The 16,715-nt window shown below is 72.3% G+C and carries 15 protein-coding genes and 1 pseudogene; 14 read left to right on the forward strand and 2 right to left on the reverse strand.

The genetic code is table 11. The annotated features are described in order from the left end of the window. Positions 1-90: 90 nt before the first annotated feature. From QOM21_RS30135 to QOM21_RS30165, 7 genes and pseudogenes are all read left to right on the forward strand, one after another. A complete protein-coding gene (locus QOM21_RS30135) occupies positions 91-414 on the forward strand; it encodes an integration host factor (protein WP_043263484.1) in 324 nt (107 codons plus the stop codon). Between the two features lie 38 nt (positions 415-452). Continuing rightward, complete coding sequence (gene gmk, locus QOM21_RS30140; protein ID WP_407554165.1) at positions 453-1,070, forward strand: guanylate kinase; 618 nt, start codon at positions 453-455, stop codon at positions 1,068-1,070. Between the two features lie 70 nt (positions 1,071-1,140). Continuing rightward, positions 1,141-1,413, forward strand: a complete 273-nt coding sequence (rpoZ, locus tag QOM21_RS30145; RefSeq protein ID WP_017242218.1) for a DNA-directed RNA polymerase subunit omega — start codon at positions 1,141-1,143, stop codon at positions 1,411-1,413. Positions 1,414-1,536: 123 nt separating this feature from the next. Next, on the forward strand, positions 1,537-2,772 hold the full coding sequence (coaBC, locus tag QOM21_RS30150; RefSeq protein WP_407554166.1) for a bifunctional phosphopantothenoylcysteine decarboxylase/phosphopantothenate--cysteine ligase CoaBC: 1,236 nt from the start codon (positions 1,537-1,539) through the stop codon (positions 2,770-2,772). A gap of 239 nt (positions 2,773-3,011) precedes the next feature. Further along, positions 3,012-4,220: a methionine adenosyltransferase gene (gene metK / locus QOM21_RS30155; protein WP_393894193.1), complete on the forward strand. Its 1,209-nt coding sequence runs from the start codon at positions 3,012-3,014 to the stop codon at positions 4,218-4,220. Between the two features lie 157 nt (positions 4,221-4,377). Further along, positions 4,378-4,986: pseudogene (locus QOM21_RS30160) on the forward strand (GNAT family N-acetyltransferase). Between the two features lie 225 nt (positions 4,987-5,211). Further along, positions 5,212-7,353, forward strand: coding sequence for a primosomal protein N' (locus QOM21_RS30165; protein WP_407554167.1), 2,142 nt, complete (start codon positions 5,212-5,214; stop codon positions 7,351-7,353). Between the two features lie 404 nt (positions 7,354-7,757). Here the strand turns inward: QOM21_RS30165 and QOM21_RS30170 are convergent, their stop codons facing one another. Then, positions 7,758-8,300 carry a hypothetical protein gene (locus QOM21_RS30170; protein ID WP_407554168.1) on the reverse strand — a complete coding sequence of 181 codons (543 nt, stop codon included), beginning with the start codon at positions 8,298-8,300 and terminating at the stop codon, positions 7,758-7,760. Positions 8,301-8,561: 261 nt separating this feature from the next. Here QOM21_RS30170 and fmt point away from each other — a divergent pair, with 261 nt between their 5' ends. Together fmt and QOM21_RS30180 are read left to right on the forward strand one after the other, a co-directional pair. Continuing rightward, positions 8,562-9,500, forward strand: coding sequence for a methionyl-tRNA formyltransferase (gene fmt, locus QOM21_RS30175; RefSeq protein WP_407554169.1), 939 nt, complete (start codon positions 8,562-8,564; stop codon positions 9,498-9,500). A gap of 261 nt (positions 9,501-9,761) precedes the next feature. Beyond that, entirely contained in the window at positions 9,762-11,195 is a 1,434-nt protein-coding gene (locus tag QOM21_RS30180; RefSeq protein WP_407554170.1) for an RsmB/NOP family class I SAM-dependent RNA methyltransferase, read from the forward strand. Between the two features lie 169 nt (positions 11,196-11,364). On the opposite strand, the gene QOM21_RS30185 is transcribed toward QOM21_RS30180, so the two are convergent. Beyond that, complete coding sequence (locus tag QOM21_RS30185; RefSeq protein WP_407554171.1) at positions 11,365-11,607, reverse strand: hypothetical protein; 243 nt, start codon at positions 11,605-11,607, stop codon at positions 11,365-11,367. A gap of 232 nt (positions 11,608-11,839) precedes the next feature. Between QOM21_RS30185 and rpe the strand changes: the two genes are divergently transcribed. The 5 genes from rpe to QOM21_RS30210 all read left to right on the forward strand — a co-directional run bounded on the left by rpe (position 11,840) and on the right by QOM21_RS30210 (position 16,600). After that, a complete protein-coding gene (gene rpe / locus QOM21_RS30190) occupies positions 11,840-12,520 on the forward strand; it encodes a ribulose-phosphate 3-epimerase (RefSeq protein WP_407554172.1) in 681 nt (226 codons plus the stop codon). Positions 12,521-12,859: 339 nt separating this feature from the next. Next, complete coding sequence (locus QOM21_RS30195) at positions 12,860-13,849, forward strand: sugar-binding transcriptional regulator (RefSeq protein ID WP_398557624.1); 990 nt, start codon at positions 12,860-12,862, stop codon at positions 13,847-13,849. A gap of 191 nt (positions 13,850-14,040) precedes the next feature. Beyond that, a complete protein-coding gene (locus QOM21_RS30200; protein WP_407554173.1) occupies positions 14,041-14,520 on the forward strand; it encodes a ribonuclease domain-containing protein in 480 nt (159 codons plus the stop codon). Then, a complete protein-coding gene (locus QOM21_RS30205) occupies positions 14,517-15,020 on the forward strand; it encodes a barstar family protein (RefSeq protein WP_407554174.1) in 504 nt (167 codons plus the stop codon). Before QOM21_RS30200 ends, QOM21_RS30205 begins: the two co-directional genes overlap by 4 nt. 116 nt (positions 15,021-15,136) lie before the next feature. Then, positions 15,137-16,600 (forward strand): GuaB1 family IMP dehydrogenase-related protein, encoded by a 1,464-nt coding sequence (locus QOM21_RS30210; RefSeq protein ID WP_407554175.1) that lies wholly within the window; start codon positions 15,137-15,139, stop codon positions 16,598-16,600. The last annotated feature ends 115 nt before the right edge of the window (positions 16,601-16,715 follow it).

Here is a 16,715-nt window from a genome sequence, read left to right on the forward strand (position 1 = left end):
AAGCGCGTTGCTCGTTGCTCCGCAGGTGCGGGGCGACTAGGTTCCACACCGGTCCGTATCCGACAGTTCGACATCCGAGGTGACGTAGGCGTGGCTCTTCCGCCCCTTACCCCTGAACAGCGCGCAGCCGCGCTCGAGAAGGCCGCCGCGGCTCGCCGGGAGCGCGCCGAGGTCAAGAATCGGCTCAAGCACTCCGGCGCATCCCTCCATGAGGTCATCAAGCAGGGGCAGGAGAACGACGTCATCGGCAAGATGAAGGTCTCCGCCCTGCTGGAGTCCCTGCCCGGCGTCGGCAAGGTCCGCGCCAAGCAGATCATGGAGAGGCTCGGGATCTCCGAGAGCCGCCGCGTACGGGGTCTTGGCTCCAACCAGATCGCGTCGCTGGAGCGCGAGTTCGGCAGCCCGGCTTCCTGAGTTTCCCGGGACCACCGGGAAGCTGGAATAATCGCCCCATGGCTGCAACATCCCGGGGGACGACCCCCGCGCCCCCGGACGCTCGTCCGCGACTGACCGTGCTCTCCGGCCCCTCGGGGGTCGGCAAGAGCACGGTCGTCGCTCATCTGCGCAAAGTCCACCCCGAGGTCTGGCTCTCGGTTTCGGCCACCACCCGCAAGCCGCGCCCCGGGGAACGGCACGGCATCCACTATTTCTTCGTCGAGGACGAGGAATTCGACAAGCTCATCGCCAACGGTGAGCTGCTGGAGTGGGCGGAGTTCGCGGGCAACCGCTACGGCACCCCGCGCCAGGCGGTCCTGGACCACCTGGAGGCCGGGGAGCCGGTCCTGCTGGAGATCGATCTGCAGGGCGCCCGCCAGGTCCGCGAGTCCATGCCGGAGGCGGAGCTGGTCTTCCTGGCCCCGCCGAGCTGGGACGAGCTGGTCCGCCGGCTCACCGGGCGGGGCACCGAGGCCCCCGAGGTCATCGAGCGCCGCCTGGCGGCCGCGCGGGTCGAGCTGGCCGCGGAGAAGGAGTTCGATGTGACCCTTGTCAACACCTCCGTCGAGGACGTCAGCCGTGAGCTGCTAGCCTTGATGCTGCGTCGACCTGGGGACCAGAAGAACAGCGGCTGACCCCGCGGGCCTCCAGACCGCCCAAGATTTTTGCGTTGCACCCGCTTCATCCCCCTTCGGAAGGTAGAGAGTGTCCTCTTCCATGACCGCACCCGAGGGCATCATCAACCCGCCAATTGATGAGCTTCTCGAGGCCACCGACTCGAAGTACAGCCTTGTGATCTACGCCGCCAAGCGCGCGCGTCAGATCAACGCGTACTACTCGCAGCTCGGCGAGGGCCTGCTCGAGTACGTCGGCCCGCTCGTCGACACGCACGTCCACGAGAAGCCCCTGTCGATCGCGCTCCGCGAGATCAACGCGGGTCTGCTGACCTCCGAGGCCATCGAGGGCCCGGCTCAGTAAGCAGCACCATCTGCACACCGAGGGCCCGGTGGGGGCACCTGTCAGCGTCCAGCTGGGGGAGCGTCTGCCGGGCCCTTGGTATGTCACCGTACGGACGGACCTAGCTCGGGGAGCAGCGAAGCGATGGACATGCGGGAGCGGGACAAGCCCAAGGTCGTCCTGGGGGTCAGCGGTGGGATCGCCGCGTACAAGGCGTGCGAGCTGCTGCGGCGGCTGACCGAGTCCGGCCACGACGTACGGGTGGTGCCGACCGCCGCGTCGCTGCATTTCGTCGGCGAGGCCACCTGGTCGGCGCTGTCCGGCAACCCGGCCTCCACCGAGGTCTGGGAATCCGTCCACGAGGTCCCGCACGTCCGCATCGGCCAGGCGGCCGACCTCGTCGTGGTGGCCCCCGCCACCGCGGACCTGCTGGCCAAGGCCGCCCACGGACTCGCCGACGATCTGCTGACGAACACGCTGCTCACCGCGCGCTGTCCGGTGGTCTTCGCCCCGGCGATGCACACCGAGATGTGGGAGCACCCCGCCACGCAGGAGAACGTCGCCACCCTGCGCCGCCGCGGCGCCGTCGTCATCGAGCCCGCGATCGGCCGGCTGACCGGTGTGGACACCGGCAAGGGCCGCTTCCCCGACCCGGTCGAGATCTTCGAGCTCTGCCGCCGGGTGCTGGCCCGGGGCGCGCGGACGCTGACGCAGGACCTGGCCGGCCGCCATGTCGTGATCAGCGCCGGTGGCACCCGCGAGCCGCTGGACCCGGTGCGCTACCTGGGCAACCGTTCCTCGGGCAAGCAGGGCTACGCCCTCGCCGGGATCGCGGCGGCCCGCGGCGCCCGAGTCACGCTCGTCGCGGGCAACACCGAGCTGCCTGATCCCGCCGGGGTCGATGTGGTGCGCGTCGGCACGGCCGTCCAGCTCCGCGAGGCCGTGCTGAAGGCCGCGGCGGACGCCGACGCGGTGGTCATGGCGGCCGCGGTCGCCGATTTCCGGCCGGCCGCCTACGCCACCGGCAAGATCAAGAAGCGGGACGGCCAGGAGCCGGATCCGGTCACCCTGGTCCGTAATCCGGACATCCTCGCGGAGATCTCCGCCGAGCGCGCCCGACCGGGCCAGCTCGTGGTCGGCTTCGCCGCCGAGACCGACAATGTCCTTGACAACGGACGCGCCAAGCTCGCCCGAAAGGGCTGTGACCTGCTGGTCGTCAACGAGGTCGGGGAGCACAAGGCCTTCGGCTCCGCGGAGAACGAGGCAGTTGTCCTCGCCGCCGACGGGAGCGAGACCCCGGTGCCGTACGGGCCCAAGGAAGCGCTGGCCGAAACCGTGTGGGACCTGGTGGCGGCGCGATTCGCCGAGCCCTGTCCCTGAGTCCCCCGTTACGCCGTATTCACCGCACGACTGCCGGTGCGCCCCCTTGACCCAACCGATTCTCAAGGTGATCGTCCTACCGTGAGCCATGGTGTCCCAGGTCACGGGGGTCCATAAATCGAGACTGCGTGCCCCAACGTCACCTACGACCGATAAACTGGCCGTGGATCGGGCCGAGCGCAGCTCTCGGCCCTTCCGCCAATGATCAGCCAGCAGCCGCTGCAACCCCAGGGAGCGATGTGTCCCGCCGCCTGTTCACCTCGGAGTCCGTCACCGAGGGCCACCCCGACAAGATCGCTGACCAGATCAGCGACACGATTCTCGACGCTCTCCTCAAGGAGGACCCGACATCCCGGGTCGCCGTGGAGACGTTGATCACCACCGGCCTGGTGCATGTGGCCGGCGAGGTGACGACGAAGGCGTATGCCGACATCCCGAATCTTGTGCGCAACAAGATTCTCGACATCGGCTACGACTCGTCCAAGAAGGGCTTCGACGGCGCTTCCTGTGGTGTCTCGGTCTCCATCGGCTCGCAGTCCCCGGACATCGCCCAGGGCGTCGACACCGCGTACGAGAAGCGGGTCGAGGGTGACGAGGACGAGCTGGACAAGCAGGGCGCCGGCGACCAGGGCCTGATGTTCGGGTACGCCTGCGACGAGACCCCGGAGCTGATGCCGCTCCCGATCAATCTCGCGCACCGCCTGTCCACCCGCCTGTCCGAGGTGCGCAAGAACGGGACCATCCCCTACCTGCGCCCCGACGGCAAGACCCAGGTCACCATCGAGTACGACGGTCACAAGGCCGTGCGCCTGGACACCGTCGTGGTCTCCTCGCAGCACGCCTCGGACATCGACCTGGACTCGCTGCTCGCTCCGGACATCCGCGAGTTCGTCGTCGAGCACGTGCTCAACCAGCTCGTCGAGGACGGCATCAAGCTGGACACCGACGGCTACCGCCTGCTGGTGAACCCGACCGGCCGCTTCGAGATCGGCGGCCCGATGGGCGACGCCGGTCTGACCGGCCGCAAGATCATCATCGACACCTACGGCGGCATGGCCCGTCACGGTGGCGGCGCCTTCTCCGGTAAGGACCCGTCCAAGGTCGACCGCTCGGCCGCGTACGCCATGCGCTGGGTCGCCAAGAACGTCGTCGCGGCCGGCCTGGCCTCCCGTTGCGAGGTCCAGGTGGCCTACGCGATCGGCAAGGCGGAGCCCGTCGGCCTGTTCGTCGAGACCTTCGGCACGGCCACGGTCGACACGGACAAGATCGAGCAGGCCATCGGCGAGGTCTTCGACCTCCGTCCGGCCGCGATCATCCGCGACCTCGACCTGCTCCGCCCGATCTACTCCCAGACCGCCGCCTACGGCCACTTCGGCCGTGAGCTGGAGGACTTCACCTGGGAGCGCACCGACCGCGTCGAGGCGCTGCAGAAGGCCGCCGGCCTCTAGGCACGCCCTGCCGTACGGCATACCCCACGGCCCGGACCGATCGGTCCGGGCCGTGGGTTTTTGCTGCCGGGGGTGCGGTCCTCCATGGCGCCGCTCCCATGCCCGCGGCGAGTGGACCGACCGCCCGTCGGAGATCAACAGCGGCAGAATGATCGGCATGCCGATACCGGACACTCCGAAGGAAGCGACGGTCGACGACGCTTACCTGGTCAGCCGTACCCTGGCCCGCGCCTTCGACGACGACCCGATGATGCGCTGGTTCTCCGACGCCGCCTTTCGCGGGGCTGGGCCGGTCCGGTACTTCACCACGCTCTTCAGCCGGCAGTACGCCCACCACGGAGTGCGCGAGCGCATCGAGGCCGCTGCCGCCTTCTGGGTACCCCCGGAGGGGCGGGCCAAGGCTGTTCCCGACGCGGAGACCGACCGTCCAGGAGCTCAAGGACATCCTCGGGGACCGTGCGCTGCTGTTCCGTGACGCGGTCGAGGCGGCGGCTGAGCACGCTCCGCAGGAATCCCCCCGGCACCTGGCGGTGACCGGCGCCGATCCGGCCGCCCAGGGACAGGGGCATGGGGCCGCCCTGCTTCGCTCGGGTCTGGCCAGGGCCGATGCGGCGGGCCTGCCCGTCCTTCTGGAGTCCTCCAAACCGTCGAACCTCCCCTTCTACGGGCACTTCGGCTTCACTGTGCGCAAGGAGATGCGACTGCCCGGGGCGGGCCGGCGCTGTGGAGCATGCGGCGCGAGCCCTGCTCTCCGGCAGTTGTCTGAAGGTGGTTCGGGCGGTTGTTGTGGGGAGGCCGCAGTCGAATCACTTCCCCGAGGGCCGTGCCGTGGACGACGTGAGGCCGGGCCCGGTGCGGCGGTCGCCGCGGCTGCCGCATCGGTGTGCCGGCCTTCGGGGCGGTGGGCGACCGCGTGCGGTGATGTGCGGGGGGCGTCCAGGCTGTGGAGCGTGGCCCGGCGTTGTCATAGGCGTCTGGTAGGACTGATGCTGTGAGCAGGCAGAACGGGCGACCGGAGGCGGGGGCGGAGTCGGGCGGGGGCGAGCAACTGGCCCTCATCCGGGAGACCGTGCGTGAGACCAAGGCGGAGCGGGCGAAGCCGCGGACCTGGCGAGGTGCGGAGCTCGCCGCCGGGCTGCCGGTGGCGCGGGTGCTGGTGGACAAGGGGCTGGTGCACCTCGACCGCTATTTCGACTACGCGGTCCCCGCCGCCATGGACGCCGAGGCCCAGCCCGGGGTGCGGGTGCGGGTGCGGTTCGGGGCGGGGGAGAAGGGCGGCCGCCGCGAGGGCGGCAAGCTGGTCAGCGGGTTCATCGTGGAGCGGGCCGCGGAGAGCGACTACCGCGGGGTGCTCGCCCCCCTCGCGCAGGTGCTGTCGACCGAGCGGGTGCTGACGCCCGAACTGCTGGCATTGTGCCGGTCCGTCGCGGACCGGTATGCCGGCACCCTCGCCGATGTGGTCCAGCTGGCGGTGCCACCCCGTCGGGCGCGCGCGGAGGCCAAGCCGTCGCCCGCCCCGCTGCCTCCCAATGAGCCACCGGAACCCGGCAGTTGGGAGCGATACGCGGCGGGGGCCGGTTTTCTGACGGCGCTGGCGCGGGGAGACGCGCCGCGCGCCGTATGGACGGCACTGCCCGGCCCGACCTGGCCGCAGGAGCTGGCGCGGGCGGTGGCCGCGGCCTTGGCCTCGGGGCGTGGCGCGCTGGTCGTGGTGCCCGACGGGCGGGCCGCGGCGCGGGTCGACGCGGCGCTCGGCGAGCTGATCGGGGAGGGCAGGCATGTGCTGCTCACCGCCGATTCCGGCCCCGAGGAGCGCTACCGCCGGTGGCTCGCGGTCAGCCGCGGCTCCGTACGTGCGGTGATCGGCACGCGCGCCGCGATGTTCGCACCGGTGGCCGACCTCGGCCTGGTCGCCCTGTGGGACGACGGCGACGCCAGCCACAGCGACCCGCACGCCCCGCAGCCGCACGCCCGCGAGGTGCTGATCCAGCGGTCGGTCAACGAGCGCGCCGGATTCCTGCTGGGTGGCCTGAGTTGCACGGTCGAGGCGGCCCAGCTCGTCGAGACCGGCTGGGCGCGCCCCTTGGCCGCGGAACGGGAGCAGGTGCGGGCCGCGGCCCCGATGGTGCGTACGGTCGGCGATGCAGACGAGGCGCGGGACGCCGCGGCCCGGGCCGCCAGGCTGCCGACGATGGCATGGCAGGTGGTGCGGGAGGGGCTGCAGCGCGGACCGGTGCTCGTCCAGGTCCCGCGCCGCGGGTACGCCCCCCGGCTGGCGTGCGAACGGTGCCGGGCCCCGGCCCGCTGCCGGGCCTGCGCCGGGCCCCTGGAGTCGCAGGACGCCGGAGAGCTGGCGTGTGCCTGGTGCGGTCGCGCCGAGCCCGACTGGCACTGCCCGGACTGTGGTGGCGCCCGGCTGCGGGCCCAGATCGTGGGGGCGCGGCGGACGGCGGAGGAGTTGGGGCGCGCGTTCCCCGCCGTCCCGGTGCGCACCTCGGGCCGCGACCACGTACTGACGTCGGTGCCCGCTGCGCCCGCCCTCGTGGTGAGCACGCCGGGCGCTGAGCCGGTGGCCGAGGGCGCCGGGTATGCGGCGGCACTGCTGCTGGACGGCTGGGCGCTGCTCGGGCGGCCGGACCTCCGGGCGGGGGAGGAGGCGCTGCGCCGCTGGCTGAGCGCCGCCGCGCTGGTCCGTGGCCAGTCCGAAGGCGGCACGGTCGCCGTCATCGCGGAGGCGACCCTGCGTCCCGTGCAGGCCCTGGTGCGCTGGGATCCGGCCGGGCATGCGGTGCGTGAGCTGGCCGAGCGGGCCGAGCTGGGTTTTCCGCCGGTGTCGAGGATGGCCTCGGTGGCCGGTCGCGGCGACGATGTCGTCGAGCTGCTGAGGGCGGCGGAACTCCCGCAGGGCGCCGAGGTGTTGGGCCCGGTGCCGCTGCCGGTTCCCGACCCGGGCCGTCCCCGCAGGCCGGGCGATCCGCCGCCGGGGGAAGTGTGGGAGCGCGCTCTCGTCCGGGTTCGCCCGGGGCAGGGTGCCGCCCTCGCCGCGGCACTCAAGGCCGCGCGTGCCACGCGGCTGGTGAAGCGCGAGGGGGAGCCCGTGCGGGTACGGATCGACCCGCCTGACCTCGGCTGAAGGCGGGGCGGGCACGGGGGAGGATCCGCCTCGGTCGCCGGCCGTTGTTCGTTGCGAGGTGACCGTCGAATGCTGCGCTCGGCGGTGGCTGACGGCTGTGGCCGCGTGCAGGGCTGCGACGCATCGGGCTCGCAGCCCTGCGTCGAGCGGCCGTCATTCGATCCGTACGAGAACGGATTGACCACCGCTCCACGGGAGTTGGCAGACCTCGCCACCCATCTCCCGTACGAGGAAGGCGTCGAGCTGTCACTCGTACAGGGAAATCACCGCCTCCAGGGGAATCGCCGCCTCAGGACGCCGAGCCTCTTGCGGATATGGCGCCGCCCCGGGACCGGTGTCGGCGGGCGGTCCCGGGGCGTTGGCGAGCGTCGGGGGAGTGCTGCTCCCCGGCGTCGGTGTCGGCGTCAGCCGTTGCGGGGCCCGGGGAAGGCACCGGAACGGGCGTCTTCCCTGGTGGACACGGACGGCTGGGCGGGCAGGGAGCGGGCGGGGCCGGCCGGCGCGCCGGGCATGCCCGCGGCCACGGTCACTGCGCGGGGTGCGGGCGTCTCGGACGAACGGACTGCCGATTCGCCGCCGTCTACGGCGGGTTGGGCGGCGGCGCGACGGGCGCCGTAGCGGCGGTGCACCGCCTGCTTGGTGACGCCGAGCGCAGAACCCACCGCGTCCCACGAGAAGCCCAGCGAACGGTCGAAGTCGACCGCTGCCGTGACGAGTGTTTCGACGCTGTCCCGCAGCTCCTGGGCAAGGCGCACGGTCGGTGCGGGCGCGCGTCCGTAGACGACGAACCCCGCGGAGGGACCCGTCCGCCGCGGCCGGTAGACGTTGCCGAGCTGAGCGGTCAGGGTGCGCAGCGCGTCCACCTGCCGGCGGACCCGCTCGATGTCCCGCACCAGGAGATGCAGGCTGGCGCGCGCCTGGGCGTCGTGGGTTGCGTGGTCGGCCATGAGCAAGCCTCTCGAACCGGCGTGGAAAGGAAGGGTGATGGAGACCGGGCCGTGAAACCGCCCGATCAAGGTCAATGCTGTTTGACCAACGCGGCAGCAGCGGCTCTGGTCACGGTATGGGGGCGTACGAGCTTCCATGCGGGGCGCGGGCAGGACCGCACGCCCCCTTGCGCGGAGGTGGGAGTCACCGACCGGCCGTCGGGGCCGCGCCCCATAGACTGGTGCGTCGTTCCGTTGCGTGTGAGAGGTAGTGCGCCACCCATGAGGCTCGTCTTCGCCGGCACCCCCGAGGTCGCCGTACCCGCCCTCGATGCCCTGCTCGCCTCGGACAGGCACGACGTCGTGGCCGTTGTGACCAGGCCGGACGCCCCCGCGGGGCGTGGCCGGCGGCTGGTCGCCAGCCCCGTGGCTGAGCGTGCGGAGGAGGCGGGCATCGAGGTGCTCAAGCCCGCCAAGCCGCGGGACGAGGACTTCCTGGCCAGGCTGCGGGAGATCGCGCCGGACTGCTGTCCGGTGGTCGCCTACGGAGCGCTGCTGCCGAAGGCCGCGCTCGACATTCCCGCGAAGGGGTGGGTCAATCTGCACTTCTCGCTGCTCCCCGCGTGGCGCGGCGCGGCGCCCGTCCAGCACGCGGTGCTGGCCGGCGACGAGGTGACCGGCGCCTCCACGTTCCAGATCGAGGAGGGGCTGGACTCCGGCCCCGTCTACGGCGTGTTGACCGAAGAGGTCCGGCCCACGGACACCAGCGGGGACCTGCTGACGCGCCTGGCGTTCGCCGGCTCCGGGCTGCTGGCAGCGACGATGGACGGCATCGAGGACGGCACCCTGCGCGCCGTGCCGCAGCCGGCCGAGGGCCTCTCGCTCGCGCCGAAGATCGAGGTGGAGGATGCCAAGGTGGACTGGACGGCGCCGGCCCTGCGCGTCGACCGGGTGATCCGCGGCTGCGCTCCCGCGCCCGGCGCGTGGACGGTCTTCCGCGGCGAGCGCCTGAAGCTGATGACGGCCACCTCGGCCGCGCAGCACGCGGAGTTGAGCCTCGCGCCCGGTGAACTCGCGGTGACCAAGCGGGCGGTGTACGTCGGTACGGGGAGCCACGCGGTCGAGCTCGTCTGGGTGCAGCCGCAGGGCAAGAAGCCGATGAAGGGCGCCGATTGGGCGCGCGGGGTGCGGATCGAGGCCGGGGAACACCTGGGGGACTGACGTCGACGGCGGCCGGCAGGGTGGGTCGCGGACGACCGGTTCCGGCACGGCGGTGGCCCGCACCGGATGCCGCTCCCTCCTGCCCCCGCTTCGTGCAGCCGCGCCCGGCCGGACACCAATCTCCGGATCTGCCCGGATCGGTTGCGCCGGGCCGGGTGGGGGAGGCAGCTACCCGCAGCGCCCCGTCCCGGCGCGTGCCCTCGCGGGCCTCCGCGTAGGCTGGGGACGCACCTCTCCTCTCGTATCCGGAGCACCTTTTCTGTGACTGAGCAGCCGCGTCGTCGCCCCAGCAAGCCCTATCGCCGCCCGCAGAAGGACCCGGTCAGGATCCTCGCGTTCGAGGCACTGCGGGCCGTGGACGAGCGGGACGCGTACGCGAACCTCGTGCTCCCGCCCCTGCTGCGCAAGGCACGGGAGAAGGACGACTTCGACAACCGGGACGCGGCGCTGGCGACGGAGCTGGTCTACGGAACGCTGCGCCGCCAGGGGACGTACGACGCGATCATCGCGCAGTGCGTGGACCGGCCGCTGCGCGAGGTGGACCCGCCGGTGCTCGACGTGCTGACACTCGGCGCGCATCAGCTGCTCGGGACCCGTATCCCGACGCACGCCGCCGTCAGCGCGAGCGTCGAGCTGGCGCGGGTGGTGCTGGGCGACGGGCGGGCGAAGTTCGTCAACGCCGTACTGCGCAAGGTGGCGGCGCACGACCTGGACGGCTGGCTGGAGCGGGTCGCCCCCGATTACGACGCGGATCCCGAGGATCACCTCGGCATCGTGCACGCGCACCCCCGCTGGATCGTCTCGGCCCTGTGGGATGCCCTCGGCGGGGGGCGTGCGGGCATCGAGGACCTGCTGGAGGCGGACAACGAACGCCCCGAGGTGACCCTGGTGGCGCGTCCGGGCCGGGCGACCGCAGAGGAGCTGCTGGACACCGTCGGCGAGGACAGCGCGCTGCCGGGACGGTGGTCCCCGTACGCGGTGCGGCTCGCGGAGGGCGGCGAGCCGGGAGCGCTGGACGCCGTCCGCGAGGGGCGTGCCGGCGTGCAGGACGAGGGCAGTCAGCTCGTCGCGATCGCGCTGGCGAACGCGCCCGTCGAGGGCCGCGACCGGGCCTGGCTGGACGGCTGCGCGGGCCCCGGCGGCAAGGCCGCGCTGCTGGCCGCGCTCGCCGCGCAGCGCGGTGCCGCGCTGCTGGCCTCGGAGAAGCAGCCGCACCGTGCCCGCCTGGTGGCCAAGGCGCTCGAAGGCAATCCCGGTCCGTACCAGGTCATCGCCGCCGACGGCACGCGTCCGTCGTGGCGGCCCGGCGCCTTCGACAGGGTGCTCGTGGATGTGCCGTGCACCGGTCTGGGTGCGCTGCGCCGCAGGCCGGAGGCCCGTTGGCGCCGCCGCCCCGAGGACCTGGACGGCTTCGCGCCGCTCCAGCGCGAGCTGCTGCGGCAGGCGCTGGCGGCGGTGCGGGTGGGCGGCGTGGTCGGCTATGCGACGTGCTCGCCGCACCCGGCGGAGACGCGGGCCGTGGTGGAGGACGTCATCAAGGGGCGGGGCGGTCCGGCCGTGGAGGTCGAGTGGATCGACGCGCGGCCGCTGATGCCGGATGTGCCGGCCCTCGGCGACGGGCCGGACGTGCAGCTCTGGCCGCATCTGCACGGCACGGACGCGATGTATCTGGCGCTGTTGCGGCGAACTGCCTGAGGCGGAGACGAGAATTCGTCGCTCTCTGTGCCGAGGGGCTGTCAGCCGGGCTGTCGGCGAGGAGCCTTGAGGTCCCCGCGTGGTCGATGAGTCGACAAAAGGGCCTCGGTGCCCGCCCTTGAGGGCGGGCACCGAGGCCCTTTGTCATGACCTACGCGACTGCCGGCACTCAGTGACCGTGGCCGCAGCTGGAGCCCTGGTGGGTGTCCTGCGCGCCGGGGTCGCCCTCGCCGTTGATCGCGTTGCCCAGCAGGCCGTTGAGGACGCCGACCTCGCCGAGGACGTCGACATTCATGTCGTGCGACTTGCACCAGCCGCCGTTTGCGGGCTGGGCGGTGGCGGTGCCGGCGCCGAGGAAACTGACACTGGCAAGGGCGGCGGCCACGACGGCAGCCTTGCGAAGGTTGCGCATTACTCCTCCATCGATTGAGCGGTTGCGTTCTGCAAGAGATCCACTTCGTGCAGTGACGAGAAGTTAATACGAAATATGCTGATATGTCCTTTAGGTTCGCTCTCAGAGTGTCGGGCGGGTCGGATCGGGCGGGCGTGCGAGGCGCCGGGCCCGGCCGCGGGATGACCGGGGGCGTGCGAGCGTTACGCCGCCCGGGTCCCTCGGGCGATGGAGGTCGCGCCATACTGGGGCCATGGCCTTGATCAACCCCAGCATCCTGTCCGCGGACTTCTCCCGCCTCGCCGAGGAGGCGAAGGCCGTCGAGGGCGCCGACTGGCTCCACGTCGACGTGATGGACAACCACTTCGTCCCGAACCTCACGCTCGGCGTCCCGGTCGTCGAGTCCCTGAGCAAGGCGACGGACACCCCTTTGGACCTGCACCTGATGATCGAGGACCCCGACCGCTGGGCGCCTCAGTACATCGAGGCGGGCGCCGGGTCGGTCACCTTCCACGTCGAGGCGGCGGCCGCGCCGGTGCGTCTCGCGCGGGAGATCCGGGCGCAGGGTGCGCGCGCCTCCATGGCGCTCAAGCCGGCCACGCCGATCGAGCCGTACGAGGACCTGCTCCCCGAGCTCGACATGCTGCTGATCATGACGGTGGAGCCGGGGTTCGGCGGCCAGGCGTTCCTGGACATCATGCTGCCGAAGATCCGCCGCACCCGTGAGCTGATCTCCCGGCACGGCCTGGAGCTGTGGCTGCAGGTGGACGGCGGGGTCTCGGCCGACACCATCGAGCGGTGCGCGGAGGCCGGCGCGGACGTCTTCGTCGCGGGCTCCGCGGTGTACGGCGCGCAGGACCCGGCGAAGGCGGTCCGGGAGCTGCGGGACAAGGCCGACAAGGCCACGGCCGCCGGATGGGGCTGCGCGCACTGACGCCAGGCCCGTCGGGATGCCGGGCCGCCCGTCACCGGCTCCGGCCGATGACGGGCGGCCGCTTTCCGCACTCGCCCGTCGTGGAACGGGCGCCTCTTCCTTTCGGGACGGACGCGATCCGTCCGGACCCACGACGGTCTCAGCGGGCGGGCGTAGGGCCCATTTTCGGCGGCCGTACGCCCGGTTGGCCCGGTTCTCCTCGGTGCGCCATCGAGCGTTCACACCCGCCGGGGCGGCCATGGTCCCCGCCGACCACGGGTTTCTGAAAGGATGAGCAAAGACTCGATCAGATGCGCCAAAGGGGAGAATTTCGTGGTAGCCAGCCGCCCACAGTCCGGAATGGGCCCTGCCGAGCTGGTGCAGGCCGCGGCCATGGCCCGCCGTTTCTATCTTGAGGGCAAGTCCAAGATCCAGATCGCGGAGGAGTTCGGCGTCAGCCGTTTCAAGGTCGCCCGCGTGCTGGAGACCGCCCTGGAGCGCGATCTCGTACGGATCGAGATCCGGGTGCCCTCGGAACTGGACGCCGAACGCTCCGATGCCCTGCGTGCCCGCTACGGCCTGCGGCACGCGGTCGTCGTCGAGTCGCCCGCGGACGCGTCCGAGGACGCGGCCGACCCGGAGAACCTCGGGGAGGTGGCGGCGGACCTGCTGGGCGAGTTGGTCGCCGAGGGGGATGTGCTGGGCCTGGCCTGGGGCCGGTCGACCATTCACATGGCTGCCGCGCTGCACCGGCTCCCGCCCTGCACCGTCGTGCAGCTGACCGGCGTCTACGACGCGGGCACCGCCGACCGCGGGTCGGTCGAAGCGGTCCGCCGGGCCGCCGATGTCTCCGGCGGTGAGGCGCACCCGATCTACGCACCGATGCTGCTGCCCGACTCGGCGACCGCCGCCGCGCTGCGCGGCCAGACCGGGATCGCCCGCGCGTTCGAGTACTTCGACAAGGTCACCGTCGCCTGCGTCTCCATCGGCTCCTGGGAGCCGGGCGTCTCGACCGTCTACGACATGCTGTCGGAGCAGGAGCGGGAGCACTACGCCTCGCTCGGCGCCGCCGCCGAGATGTCGGCGCATCTCTTCGACGCCGACGGGCGCCGTATCGGGCGGGACCTCGGCGAGCGCTGCATCACCGTCGAGGCGGACCGTCTGCGCCGTATCCCCGAGGTCGTCGCGATCGCCGGTGGAGCCCGCAAGGCCGCGGCGATCGGCGCGGTGCTGCGCTCCGGGCTGGTCACGAGCCTGGTGACGGACACCGCGGCCGCCGATCACCTGCTCCTGGAGACGGGCCCCGGCCCGCGCCCCGCCCTCGACCGGACGGACCCTGACGGGGCGTGAAGGACCGGTAGGGCCCCGGGACATGAGTCACCGGCCGGCGGCGGGCGTGCAGCCCGTCGCCGGCCGTTTTGTTGCGCGTCGCCGGGCAGCAGCGGCCCCTCGCGTCCGGACGGTGCTTCCGCGCTTCCGCCGTTCCGCGCGGCGCGTGCACCGGCGGGCGGCCCGGGCGCTGCTGTGACAGCATCGGCGCCATGGTGATCCGTCCCGCCCCGCGCCGTGCCGCCGCCGTCCTCGGCGCGCTGCTCGCCGGGCTGCTCCTGGCGCTCACCGGCTGCGCCACGGGCGAGAGCGGCAACGGGAGTTCACCCGGGTCGTCGCCGTCGCCCACCGGCGCCGTGAGTACGGGTTCGTCCGGCGCGTCCGGCCCGTCCGACGTACCGGCCTGGGCGAAGGGGATGCCCGGGGTACCGGCCGACCGGCTCCCCGTCCAGGCGCAGGACACGCTGAGGCGCATCGACGCCGGCGGGCCCTACCCGTACGCGAAGGACGGGGCCGTCTTCGGCAATTACGAGCGGCTGCTGCCCCGTCAGCCGCGCGGCCACTACCACGAGTACACCGTCCCCACGCCGGGATCGCGGGACCGTGGCGCCCGCCGTCTCATCACGGGCGAGAGCCACGAGACGTACTACACCGATGACCACTACCGGACGTTCAAGGCGGTGCTCCGATGACGGGTTCTGTGCCCAGGCCGCTCGCCGCGGTGCTCGAAGGCAGTACGCCCGCGGGGGTGCTGCCCTGGCCCCCCGACCGCGCGACTTCGGACGCGCTGAACGCGGCGCGGGACGCGGGCTGGAGCGGTGCGACCCTCGACCTCGAAGGGGTGCTGGACAAGGACGGGTTCATGGACCGCTGCGCCCGGTCGCTGCGGCTCCCGGACTGGTTCGGACGCAACTGGGACGCCCTCGCCGACTGCCTCACCGACCTGTCGTGGTGCCCCGCGGCCCGCGGCCGGCTCCTGGTGATGACGGGCTGGCACGGGTACGCGGCCGCGGCGCCGGAGGACTGGAGCATCGTGGAGGGCATCCTGGCGGACTCGGTCGGCTACTGGCGCGGCACGGAGACGGCGCTGGCCGTGATCATGGCCCGGGGGCGGCCGGGGCCGGGCCCCCGGCCGGCGTTCGGGGAGCGGGAGGCGGGAGCGGGGCAGGGGGCCTGCGATACCCCAGGGTGAGGGGCGGACGGGCATTCCGTACCGCAGGGTGACGGCCGTTTGGCGGATCACACACACGGCTCACCGACTGGTCGGACAATCGCATGAGTGCTGGTCAGGGCCCGTATCCTGGCGGTATGCGATTCCTGAATCCGAAGAACGGCGCCCTCGAAGAGAGTTCTTCGGTGCCCTACGACCTGACGTACGACGACGTGTTCATGGTGCCCAGCCGCTCCGCGGTGGGATCCCGCCAGGGCGTGGATCTCTCCTCCCCCGACGGGTCGGGCACGACGATTCCGCTGGTGGTCGCCAACATGACCGCGATCGCCGGCCGCCGGATGGCCGAGACGGTGGCCCGCCGCGGCGGCCTCGTCGTCATCCCGCAGGACATCCCGATCGACGTCGTCACCGAGGTCGTGACCTGGGTCAAGCGCCGTCATCTCGTCCTGGACACCCCGATCGTGCTGTCGCCGATCGCGACCGTCGCGGACGCCCTGTCGCTGCTCCACAAGCGGGCGCACGGCGCGGGCATCGTCGTCGAGGGCGGCCGGCCCGTCGGCGTCGTCACCGAGCACGACCTGGCCGGTGTGGACCGCTTCACGCAGGTCTCCGAGGTCATGTCCAAGGACCTGCTGGTGCTGGACGCGGACATCGACCCGCGGGACGCCTTCAATCGCCTGGACGCCGCGAACCGCAAGCTCGCCCCCGCGGTCGACAAGGACGGGATGCTCGTCGGCATCCTGACCCGCAAGGGCGCCCTCCGCGCCACGCTCTACACCCCGGCCACCGACGCCGAGGGCAAGCTGCGCATCGCGGCCGCCGTCGGCATCAACGGCGATGTGGCGGGCAAGGCCAAGGCGCTGCTGGACGCGGGCGTGGACACCCTCGTCGTGGACACCGCGCACGGCCACCAGGAGTCCATGATCACCGCGGTGAAGGCCGTCCGGGCGCTGGACCCGCAGGTCCCGATCGTGGCGGGCAACATCGTCGCCGCCGAGGGCGTGCGCGACCTCGTCGAGGCCGGCGCGGACATCATCAAGGTCGGGGTGGGCCCCGGCGCGATGTGCACCACCCGCATGATGACCGGTGTCGGACGCCCGCAGTTCTCCGCGGTGCGCGAGTGCGCGGCCGAGGCCAAGAAGTTCGGCAAGCACGTCTGGGCCGACGGCGGCGTGCGCCACCCGCGTGATGTGGCGATGGCGCTGGCCGCGGGCGCGTCCAACGTGATGATCGGCTCCTGGTTCGCCGGCACGCTCGAATCGCCCGGCGACCTCCAGCACACCGCCGACGGCCGTCCGTACAAGGAGAGCTTCGGCATGGCCTCCGCACGTGCGGTGCGCAACCGTACGAGCGAGGAGTCGGCCTACGACCGGGCCCGTAAGGGTCTCTTCGAGGAGGGCATCTCCACCTCGCGGATGTTCGTCGACCAGTCCCGCCCCGGTGTCGAGGACCTGATCGACTCGATCATCGCGGGTGTCCGCAGCTCCTGCACCTACGCCGGTGCGGGCTCCCTGGAGGAGTTCGCCGAGAAGGCCGTGATCGGCGTGCAGAGCGCCGCCGGCTACGCCGAGGGCAAGCCGCTGCACGACAGCTGGAACTGACCCGCCCGGGGCCGCTGTCGGCCCCGTGGCAGCGCGTCGCCCGCGTACGGTCCGCAGGCCCCGCACCGATCACGGTGCGGGGCCCGCTGCCGTTCAGGGGGCCTTCCGGGCTGTC

The organism is Streptomyces sp. Pv4-95, from assembly GCF_045782725.1.
GTDB lineage: Bacteria > Actinomycetota > Actinomycetes > Streptomycetales > Streptomycetaceae > Streptomyces.